This window comes from Rummeliibacillus sp. POC4 (assembly GCF_003576525.1).
Taxonomy (GTDB): domain Bacteria; phylum Bacillota; class Bacilli; order Bacillales_A; family Planococcaceae; genus Rummeliibacillus.
The window spans coordinates 1-9,807 of record NZ_QWUA01000100.1 but is presented as its reverse complement, the minus strand read 5'-3'; the positions used below and the strand labels follow the sequence as shown (position 1 = coordinate 9,807).

12 protein-coding genes and 1 pseudogene are annotated in these 9,807 nt (G+C 32.0%); 3 read left to right on the top strand and 10 right to left on the bottom strand.

Features of this window, described 5'->3' with window-relative positions; translation table 11 throughout:
• The first annotated feature begins 11 nt into the window (after positions 1-11).
• Positions 12-395, top strand: coding sequence for a RidA family protein (locus D1606_RS17430; RefSeq protein WP_119417291.1), 384 nt, complete (start codon positions 12-14; stop codon positions 393-395).
• 459 nt (positions 396-854) lie between these two features.
• On the opposite strand, the gene D1606_RS17425 is transcribed toward D1606_RS17430, so the two are convergent.
• From D1606_RS17425 to D1606_RS17400, 6 genes and pseudogenes are all read right to left on the bottom strand, one after another.
• Positions 855-1,820 (bottom strand): quinone oxidoreductase family protein, encoded by a 966-nt coding sequence (locus D1606_RS17425; protein ID WP_119417289.1) that lies wholly within the window; start codon positions 1,818-1,820, stop codon positions 855-857.
• A gap of 18 nt (positions 1,821-1,838) precedes the next feature.
• Positions 1,839-3,071, bottom strand: coding sequence for an MFS transporter (locus tag D1606_RS17420; protein ID WP_119417288.1), 1,233 nt, complete (start codon positions 3,069-3,071; stop codon positions 1,839-1,841).
• Positions 3,072-3,121: 50 nt separating this feature from the next.
• Positions 3,122-3,595, bottom strand: coding sequence for a DJ-1/PfpI family protein (locus D1606_RS17415; protein WP_119417287.1), 474 nt, complete (start codon positions 3,593-3,595; stop codon positions 3,122-3,124).
• A gap of 142 nt (positions 3,596-3,737) precedes the next feature.
• Entirely contained in the window at positions 3,738-4,391 is a 654-nt protein-coding gene (locus tag D1606_RS17410; protein ID WP_119417286.1) for a VOC family protein, read from the bottom strand.
• 112 nt (positions 4,392-4,503) lie between these two features.
• Positions 4,504-5,055 carry a hypothetical protein gene (locus D1606_RS17405; RefSeq protein ID WP_119417285.1) on the bottom strand — a complete coding sequence of 184 codons (552 nt, stop codon included), beginning with the start codon at positions 5,053-5,055 and terminating at the stop codon, positions 4,504-4,506.
• 26 nt (positions 5,056-5,081) lie between these two features.
• Positions 5,082-5,557: pseudogene (locus D1606_RS17400) on the bottom strand (GNAT family N-acetyltransferase).
• A gap of 258 nt (positions 5,558-5,815) precedes the next feature.
• Here D1606_RS17400 and D1606_RS17395 point away from each other — a divergent pair.
• Positions 5,816-6,349 (top strand): hypothetical protein, encoded by a 534-nt coding sequence (locus D1606_RS17395; protein WP_119417284.1) that lies wholly within the window; start codon positions 5,816-5,818, stop codon positions 6,347-6,349.
• Positions 6,350-6,650: 301 nt separating this feature from the next.
• Positions 6,651-7,088 (top strand): GNAT family N-acetyltransferase, encoded by a 438-nt coding sequence (locus D1606_RS17390; RefSeq protein WP_119417283.1) that lies wholly within the window; start codon positions 6,651-6,653, stop codon positions 7,086-7,088.
• A gap of 50 nt (positions 7,089-7,138) precedes the next feature.
• Here D1606_RS17390 and D1606_RS17385 read toward each other — a convergent pair whose 3' ends face one another.
• From D1606_RS17385 to D1606_RS17370, 4 genes are all read right to left on the bottom strand, one after another.
• Positions 7,139-7,507, bottom strand: a complete 369-nt coding sequence (locus D1606_RS17385) for a hypothetical protein (protein ID WP_119417282.1) — start codon at positions 7,505-7,507, stop codon at positions 7,139-7,141.
• 1 nt (position 7,508) lies between these two features.
• The gene (locus D1606_RS17380; protein WP_158582425.1) at positions 7,509-8,099 is read right to left on the bottom strand and encodes a tetratricopeptide repeat protein; all 591 of its coding nucleotides are present in this window, start codon (positions 8,097-8,099) and stop codon (positions 7,509-7,511) included.
• A 198-nt stretch (positions 8,100-8,297) separates the two neighbouring features.
• Positions 8,298-9,104 carry a cytochrome c oxidase assembly protein gene (locus D1606_RS17375; RefSeq protein WP_119417290.1) on the bottom strand — a complete coding sequence of 269 codons (807 nt, stop codon included), beginning with the start codon at positions 9,102-9,104 and terminating at the stop codon, positions 8,298-8,300.
• Positions 9,094-9,585 (bottom strand): DUF2243 domain-containing protein, encoded by a 492-nt coding sequence (locus tag D1606_RS17370; RefSeq protein WP_119417280.1) that lies wholly within the window; start codon positions 9,583-9,585, stop codon positions 9,094-9,096. The genes D1606_RS17375 and D1606_RS17370 overlap by 11 nt, the downstream gene beginning before the upstream one ends.
• Positions 9,586-9,807 lie beyond the last annotated feature (222 nt).

Genomic DNA, 9,807 nt, shown 5'->3' with positions numbered 1-9,807 from the left:
GAATGATAAAAATGAAAAAAATAAAAACATACAATCACGATCTTTGGGACCACGGAATTTCCCAAGGGTTCAGTGTCAATGGCACAATCTATATTTCGGGACAATTCTCCCATGATTTGGAGGGTACATTTGTCGGCGAAGGGAATATAGAAGCTCAAACTCGACAAACACTTGAAAATCTAAATCGTGTATTAGAAGGATTTGATGTAACGAAGTCTAACCTCGCATATTTAGAAATCTATTTAACTAATGGAATAGAGCATACAGAGCCGGTCATCCGAATTTTTAAAGAATACATGGGACAACATCGCCCAGCTGGTAGCCTTATCGGCGTAAACCATTTGGCTTCTCCAGAGCAGCTGATCGAAATTAGTGCTATTGCTTACATCGATTAGGCGGCAAATTCAAAAATATGTAATTAAGTTTGTTCACTGAAGAAGGTATAAAATTTCGGATCAATAAAAATTTTCATCTAAAAAGGAAGCCCTTTATCTCGGTAGAATTAATTCATTACAACCACTCCTAAAAATAGCATAAGAATACTCTTATCCTAGTAAAATTTTTGAATTATTTTTTATATAATAGGCATTAAGGAGTATTATTTTGGATGAATAACACTTTTTATTTGGATATTTTATGAAACAATCAGTATGTAAGTTGTTACGGTAATTTAGTTATCGGACTTTCAATACAAGTAGTAAATTTAACGTTATAGCTTGGTGTGCAAAACAAAATGTCTTTACTCAGAGTATGTATAAGTCCTTGTTGGAACAAGCCTTAATTGTTTTCTTAATGATTTAGGGGCTAGCGACATAAATGACATAAATCGCCCAGCCCCTTCTCCCTATAATCAATTATACCTTCAATAAAATCTTTCCTTGATATTGACGACTCTCCATCAAGTCATGTGCTTTTGCAGCATCATATAAATCAAATATATGTGCAAGTGGTAGGTTTAATAAGTCCTCTTCAAATAGTTTACATACCTTTTCAGCAACAGGTTTTAAACGTTCAGGATGGTGCTTTCTAGTTGTTCCTAAACTGAACCCTTTTACATTTCTACAACTAGAATGAACATCACTCGTTTTAAAGTGTCCTACTCTCCCACTACTATTTCCAAATTGCACAAGTGTCCCATAGAACGCTAAACACTCCATGCTTTGACTTGTCACATCACCAGCGACAGAATCGAAGATAACATTGGCACCTTCTCCATCTGTCAAATTTAATACAGTTTCAACAAATGTGTCATATGTAGTCACTACGTCTGCACCTAGTTCTTTTACATAGGCTTCTTTTTCAAAATTTCCTACTACACCTATAATTCTTTTTACTTTTGCTAGTTTTGCAAGTTGAACAAGCATTGATCCCACTCCACCAGCAGCACTATGAATGACAACTGTATCTTTTTCTCGTACCTGTCCTATTTCATGAATAAGTATGTATGACAATATTGCAACTGTTGGAAAAGTTGCTGCGATTTCAAATGACAGAGCATCAGGAATTTTATAAACGAGGGCTTCTTTTGCTACTACATATTCTGCGTAAGAGCCATTCTTCGGAAAGGCAATCACTCGGTCCCCTTTTGAAAAAGAACTGTTTTCACCTACTTCCTCAATTGTCCCCGCTATATCTAAACCTAAAACCATTGGAAAATTCCCTTTATCTTTCTTTCCCGTTCTATTTTTTATATCTGCAAAATTCACGCTTGTAAAGGCTGTGCGAATTAATACTTCACCCTCACCCAATACAGGTTTTACTACATCTGTATACTTTAAAACATTTGAATCACCGAATTCATTTTGAATAACTGCTTTCATCATAATTCCTCCCTCGTATTATCTCTCTAGGGTGTTCTTTATTGGTTCATTATTTTTTAATGAATTAATCCCCATCAAACCAACAATTACAATAACTCCTCCTCCAACTAAAAATATACTAGCTGTAGAAAGAAGAGGTAACACACTACCGATGACCATTAAAGATAATGTATCGCTTGTATAATTAATAGACGATGATATGCTGAACATTTTGCCTAACATATTGCTAGGAGCATGCTTTTGGATGATGACAATTCTTGCAAGTCCTTCACTCGCCTGGCCTATTCCAATGATAATTGCTGCTAAATAGATAACAAAAATAGTTGGTGATAACCCCATTATTAATAAACCACTACCCCATAGAGTGATTCCTATATTGAAAACTATTATTGGATTAAAACTTTTCAGTGTACCTAGACTAATAGAAGTCGAGAATGCTGCAGCGCCAAGTATACCTGTAATAATCCCGAAAGTTGAAATATCTTTACCTAAATTAGAATCTAAATAAATGGGCAATCCTACACGCCATAATCCTGTATTGATCAGTATACTGATACCTTGAACAAATATAATGAAGAGAATACTTCTATTAGATGTTAAGAAAGTTAAAGTAGTTTTAATTTCGCCTATTGTTCCTTGTTCACTTTGATTCGTATCAAAATGAGTATGATAGTTAATCAGCAAATGAAAGATAATCGATATACTTATTAAAATAAATGCTAGTGTTAGAATATGAATTTGATCTGTAAACTTTACAACTATACCTACTGAAGCTGGAATTAGAATACTGGCACCACGTTGAATTGAATCTAAAAGAGCGTTGCTTCTTTGTAATTTATTTTTTGTTACTAATTCTGGTAACATTGCTCGAAAACTAGGTTCTGAAAAACAATTTAGAATACTTATTAAGATTGCTATACAGATTAATATAAAATAATTTATCAACCCGGAAAAATACATAATTGGAATAACACCGATTAAAATGGCAATTAGAAAATCACAATTAACCATTAATCTTCTTTTATTCCATTTATCAGCTTTCACGCCCCCATAAATACCTAAAATAATAAATGGCAAAGTTTCAGCCATAACCATGAAAGACAAATAGAATGGTGAATTATTCGTTAACTCCATCGTTAACCAAATTAGTTCCAAGCTAAATAATATTAAAGAGCTTCTTTTAAAGAATCTACCCATTAATAAAAAGATAAAATTTCTCTCACTTAAAGTATGTTTAAATGGAAGTTTCAATTGCAAGCATCCTTTCCGGTAAAGCTTACAAGTCTATTAATAAGATTGTTTTACTTCGATGCATAAAAAGTTAACTCCTCTTCTGAATATGGTGGTTCTTTACGAATACCAGAAAATAATGACTCATCAACAGGTATATTGAGCATTTGACCAACCTTAATCGCAAATTCACGATACGCGAAGGCGATTGCAGTAATGATATTCTTATCTACAGTAATTGGTTGCCGAACAGCATTCCTTTTAGGCAGGAATTCAAACATCTCAAATGCTTCCTCAAATAATCCTGAACTAAATTTTGTATCTTCTAACAATCCTGCTTTCGCTAACAAAACAGGAGAACTTGAAATACTTGCTATTAGAATATTCTTATTATTTTTTAGAGTTTTTAATAATTGTATATTACGTTCATCTTCTATCGCTTCTTTAAAATCAATCATTCCCGGTAAGACAAGTACATCATATTCATCTTGATTGAATTCAGCAAAGGTCTTATTAGGAATAACTTGGATATAATCCTCACTCATATAAATCTAATGTTCTGCTCCGAACACATCCAACTGCTTTTTATGAAACATAAACAATGACGTGAGACAGGTAACTTCTTGTAATGAAAAATTTGGATATATCATAAGTGCTGCCTTTTTCACAAAATTCCTCCTTTGAACCTTAACTTTCACTATGATTAATAATACCTCGATTTGTTTTAATGAATATAGGTGCTACGATTCCCTTTTTGTTTGAGAAAATCCATCTTCTCCCCACAGGGGCAACAATTATATAAACGCCATCTTCATAATCACCCATAAAGTTTAGGTATTGATCATACGAAATCGGTTCATTATTTTTGGATGATATACCTAGTTTCTGAATCCTTTCGATATCCTTTTTAATATCTTGTGAGGTTAATCCGATTTCACTTATATCGACAACATGCATTGGTGTAAATATTTCTTCCATTGCAGGTGCAGTTGTTTCTCTAGCAATATACTCTACAATATTGCCTGCTGGATCTTCAAAGTAAAAAGATTTGGCTTTCGATTCAACAAATTGCACTTCATCTTCACCCTCTTCTGTTGCTAAAGATATTCGTTGTTGAATCCATCTTTTTGCCTCGTTAAAAAGATTTGGTGGAATATTAAATGCAAAATGATAATAATAAGAATGATTTTCGGCCTTGTGCAAAGTTAAGACACTACTGCCTGTTTGAAAATTTGTGACTATATTATTTTCAGAAATACATCTAAACTCCAGAACATTCTTATAAAAAGAAACTGTTTCTTCGTAATTCGAAATATAAAGCTCAATTTGTTCAATTTTCACATTAATCTCCCCCTTTTTTCCTATCATAAATTGGAAACGGAAGGATTAACATACATCATTAGATTGAACTTCAAGTTTAAGATTCAAAACTATAAATCTGTACTTACTATATTTAAAACATTATTTTTGTTTTCTTTTTCTTCGGCCATATAAAATAAGAAATCGTAAAAAGAAAATCAATGCCTAGTACTAGCGCCCATATTTTAATCACATCAAGTAGTGCTTCCGTTCGTGTTGTATCTTTTATTAAAATCATCATCATTATTATTAAGCCAGCACCAAGTAGAAATGATAATATGTGCTTACTAAAACCTTTTAAATAATGCAATGCATAATCCATTCCGGATAACACAACTGGCTTTGTACCTTCCTTTTTAACATAGAAAAGGAATCTCTTATCTGCCCAATCAATCATACTTTTTCCAAATCCAATTGATATACCGATATAAACGGCAGCGATACCATGCGATACTGTCGCAGTAGCACCACGATATAAATCGAAAGTTGTTATGATTAATAAAATCAAATCAATAACAGGTGTTAAAGCCATTAAGAATAGCCCTAATTTTTTTCGATTGAACACATATCGTGTGACAAGTCCTAAAATAATAACAATCCAAAACATGATTTCACATGCTACAATCATCCATGCTACAAAATTCAAAGAAACCCTCCATATCTAATTATTTTCTATAAGTCTTTATATAATATCTCCCCAGGTAAACCATCAATCTCGCATACCTTTAGAGAATGAAAACCTAAGCTTATTAATATTTTCCTCGATGCTACATTATTTGGGTCAATAATGGCAGTTAATTTTTTTAATCCATCTTCTTTTGCTTTTTCAACTAAGGCATTAGCTATTTCACTACCAAATCCCTTTCCCCAATATTTTGGTAGTAGCATATAGCTTCATTGTCATTATCTTTATTGAAAGTTAGATTACCTGAACCTAGAAATTCATTTGTGGCATTATTAAAAACTTTGAAGCTTCCATACTTATCAAAAAGTGCTTTTTGTTTAATCATTTTATTGAATCTTTCCCTAGCAACTTCTAATGGAATGGCCTTTTCAGTAATCATGGCCATTACCTTTTCATTTGAAACCAACGAATAATAAAGTTCAAAATCATTTACAATAAATTTAGCTAATTTAAGATTCGACAATTTATTTAATCCTTTCTATAAATTTCCTATTTTAAATAGATAATATCTATTATAGTATAAAGATGGTTTTAAGTTTCAAAAGAATATTCTATAATTATTTAATATCTTATTGCGCTCTTCTTTTTTTGTTTATATAGACTATCGAGGTCTGTAATTTTAATAAAAATCAATTTTTATTATTAAAAATATGAACGATTTACATAATATTCGTATTTTGAATCAGCCTAACTATAAATAATTTATATAGAGGTGATTCGAATGAATAAATACTTCGTTTTTCTGTTTACATTTATGCTCACTTTTTTCTCACTCTCATTTTCATCAAATGCTGATTCAACAAGTGATGACATTGAGTTGTATTATTACGACATCGGCTATAAAGATGTGGCAAATGCTGTTATAGATGGTCAAAAACATTTCAAGAAACAAATATCTTTGCCATCAAAATTGCCGGAAGTAACGTTTACACATGCTTTTGGCCGGATGAATGACTTAGAAGGTGATGAAAGTGATGAATTAGAGTTTACTTTTTTACACGAAGACAAGGCACAAAACCATTTTAAAATTCTCATTAAACCAGTGAAGTATCAGCTTCCTTTTGAAGAAAAACATATTAAGCAAAAGATCAAACTTAATAATGGAGATGAAGCTATATATAGTAAAAGGTTTACTGGATTTGATACTATTGCTTTCGAAAAAAATGGATTTCAATATCTATTAAGCATGGATGAAGACTGTGGGAAGAAAATGTCTGTTGATGCACTAATTGATATAGCTAACTCCATTAAGTAAAACAATTCAATTAGTGTTGTGACCTTATCCCTACATTTGGACATTTTAAGTTATTACAAAACTAAATATGGATGAAATTAAAAGAAAAAGACTTGACTCAACTTTTTTCGTTGAATCAAGTCTTCAAAATTTTGATGATTTATAATATAGTTTATTGTATTATTCATTTGCAATTAAACTTAAAATTGTATAAGATTTTGTCTATGCAATTATAAGCTTGTTATTTGGTATGCTCATTTACTAAATTACCTTTTAAGCATAATAGTCAATTTTAAATACAATTACCAATAAAGGAGAAGCCATGGACATTTTAATAAGACCTATTAAGAGAACTGATTATAGTAAGCTCAAACCGTTATTAGATGAGTTAGGTTATCCTTCTTCAGCTGAGGATATTACTAATCGTTTTATTGAATTACAGAAACATCCTGATTATGAGGGTTTAGTAGCCATAAAAAACAGGCAAATCGTTGGTTTCGCAGGAGTTTGTAAAGCTTATTACTTCGAAATGACAGGTAAATACAGTAGAATCTTAGCATTTATCGTAAGGTCAAAAGAACGTCAACAAGGTATTGGAACAAAATTACTAAAATCATGTGAGCAATGGGCTATCGATCAAGGTTGTAATGCAATCACACTTAATAGTGGTAATCGTGAAGAACGTCAAATTGCACATACTTTTTATAAAGGAAATGGCTATACTGGAAAAAGTACAGGGTTTGTTAAGAAACTTACTTAATCCATTAAATGAATAAATCGTACATATCATTGATCAATAAGACGACTATCTCACTCTAATAAATCTGATATTTCATTTTCTGTAATTGGTTTATTTAGTGAATAGTAAATGTCATTGATTTCAATTCCATCATCTAAAAATGTAATAGAAAATTCTTTTTCGTCACTAAAAAGGTTTGCATGATATATATACCCCTTTGTTTTTTCATGATGTTTCATTTTCTTATATATTCTCTCGGTTAATAGATCAACAAATTGTTGTTTATCTTCTTTTAAACTGTATCGTTTACCATTTCTTCCATCAATGACATCTATTTTGGATAATGATTTCACGTCAACAATCTCTTTAAATTCCTTTGAGTTTGTCTGAGTGCAGCCGCTAAGGGTTAAAAGAAATACAAACGCAACTACTTTTTTCATATTATTTTTCCCTTTCATTCTGCACTAAGTTAGAGTTTCTACCTATAAAATCAATTACTTGGCGAGTTGAATAAATTAACGCATCATTTTCTATTTTCTCTCTTATACTGAGTGCATCATGAAGATTATCTTTTGCTAATGTTACATCACCTAATTCTAAAAAACACTTTCCTTTGTGTTGATAAATGTAATGCTCATAATCTTCAATTTGATATTCCTTTGATATCTTCATAGCGTCATCGAACAATTCAAGTGCTTTTTTATGTAAATTCGCATATTTGTATGCTTCACCCAAACGTATCATTGTTATGATCTGCTTCCGTGGTTCATGTTGACTAATGGTTAAACATTTTTGGAAATATTTAATTCCTTCAGTAGGATTGTTTAGTATGCGATATGAGTAACCTAGAAAGCTAAATATACAATATTGTTCATCCATTGTTAGTGAAGTTTCTAGTAAAATCTCTGTCTCTTGAATAAAGATATGAAAATGTGATTTTGAATTTGTTTGTTCCCTAAAATATTGATCCTCATCAAAGAATACATATTGACTTAACATCTTAAAATCTTTCTTCACTTTTTCTATACTCATGACTACCTCCATCACTAATTTTCAGTAAGTCCTTTCTTGAATAAACCATTTTACTAATATCACGATACTCAGCTATTTTGAGTGATAAAGCCCCAAAAAAGAATATATTATACTAAAAGCCTAAATTTCCTGCTTTAGCAAAGAAAATTTAGGCTTCACACTCAAAATTTCATTGACGATTATTTTTTCAATTACTGATCAATGGGCTAGCATTGTTCGAGGTCGAGTTGCCTTAAACCAATGTAAACAAAGTATGAAAATGATTACGATATCAATAATATCTCCCCCATAATACATGAGCATGCCACCAAGTTCTGCTTGATCTACGGTTACTCCATTAGGCGGGTTCGCATAAATATACTTTGATAGAATACCATGGCCAGCTAAGGCAGCGACTAATACGATTGCTCGGGTTCTAAAAGAAATTCTATGAGGTATTGAATCGATATAAATCATTGATACTGTAAACAAATAACCGGCCAAAAATATATGGAAATGGACAATTAGATGTAAAAGGATATACTCATGCATAAGTGAGAATAGATTGGTAGTGTATAAAATCCAAAGCCCTCCTATGTTAAGAAGGGATGCAACAACAGGATTAGTAATTATACGGAATGGCCAGCTTCTTATAACTTTTGAAAATCTTCTAGCTATTGGAACACTTAACGTTCGTAGTAAAAGTGTCATTGGCGCAGCAAGGACCATAAGCAGCGGCGCAAGCATGCCTAAAAAAAGATGTCCAAACATGTGAGCTGTAAAATCTACATGTGCGCGATTTGCTAAAGGGCCTACAACTGAAAAAGTTGCTAAAATACAACCAAGAGCCCAACAGAAAATACGATGGATTGGCCAAGGTTTGTAACGCTTATTGGATACCACAACAGCAACGATATACATGACCAAAGCCAATACAAACGGTAGTCCCAAGACAAGCTGGGGAATTATTTCGACTATATTGTGGAATTGTGTTCCATTGCTATGATGAATATGGTTATTGATAATCATGCGAGATATCCTTCCTCAATTGATGTCTATCTCTTGTACTTACAAGAAGACGAAGACCATTTATAATCATTAAAAACGCCAATATATTCCATATTAAATCGTAAATAATTACATTCTCTACATAACGAATTTGGTGTATCTCCATTATCTTGTGTTGAATGGTACCGTCATATAATTGAAATCCGCCAGAACCTGTAAACACTCCTCCTAACCATCTCTTAAACCACAGTGCATTTCGTCGCCTGAGATCTGCGAAAAGAAATAATCCTCCAATAGTTGCAAACCAACTAAATGCATGAAATAGTCCGTCTGAAATGAGTCCAATATCAGTTGTGGATTTGTCATAAAAATGATGCCATCGTAGAAGTTGATGAAAAACTGTCTCGTCTATAAAGGCTGCTAGCCCCATTCCAAATAGAACTCCAGACCACAAATTACGACTTAAATAAGCAGATTGAACATTATTTTTGTCAGCCATTTTTTACTCCCTTATAACATAATTATCTATATTCAGTGTTACCTCCAATTTTCCTAATTAAACAAGGCTATTCAGGATTGTCAGAAAAATGGCCATCTATTTTCTTAGTTAACGCTTGCTCAAATACTAACAATCTATCAAATTCAAAGTTTATTATTAATTTGTAGGTCTGACTTTTTTATCACCATATAAGATAAACCGAATTATTTTATTTCTATTTAC

Bases quoted from the DNA above. Each gene is read 5' to 3' on its own strand.
- D1606_RS17425 (WP_119417289.1), bottom strand. From the start codon at position 1,820: ATGAAAGCAGTTATTCAAAATGAATTCGGTGATTCAAATGTTTTAAAG.
- D1606_RS17385 (WP_119417282.1), bottom strand. From the start codon at position 7,507: ATGAAAAAAGTAGTTGCGTTTGTATTTCTTTTAACCCTTAGCGGCTGC.
- D1606_RS17370 (WP_119417280.1), bottom strand. From the start codon at position 9,585: ATGGCTGACAAAAATAATGTTCAATCTGCTTATTTAAGTCGTAATTTG.
- D1606_RS17380 (WP_158582425.1), bottom strand. From the start codon at position 8,099: ATGAGTATAGAAAAAGTGAAGAAAGATTTTAAGATGTTAAGTCAATAT.
- D1606_RS17415 (WP_119417287.1), bottom strand. From the start codon at position 3,595: ATGAGTGAGGATTATATCCAAGTTATTCCTAATAAGACCTTTGCTGAA.
- D1606_RS17390 (WP_119417283.1), top strand. From the start codon at position 6,651: ATGGACATTTTAATAAGACCTATTAAGAGAACTGATTATAGTAAGCTC.
- D1606_RS17430 (WP_119417291.1), top strand. From the start codon at position 12: ATGAAAAAAATAAAAACATACAATCACGATCTTTGGGACCACGGAATT.
- D1606_RS17395 (WP_119417284.1), top strand. From the start codon at position 5,816: ATGAATAAATACTTCGTTTTTCTGTTTACATTTATGCTCACTTTTTTC.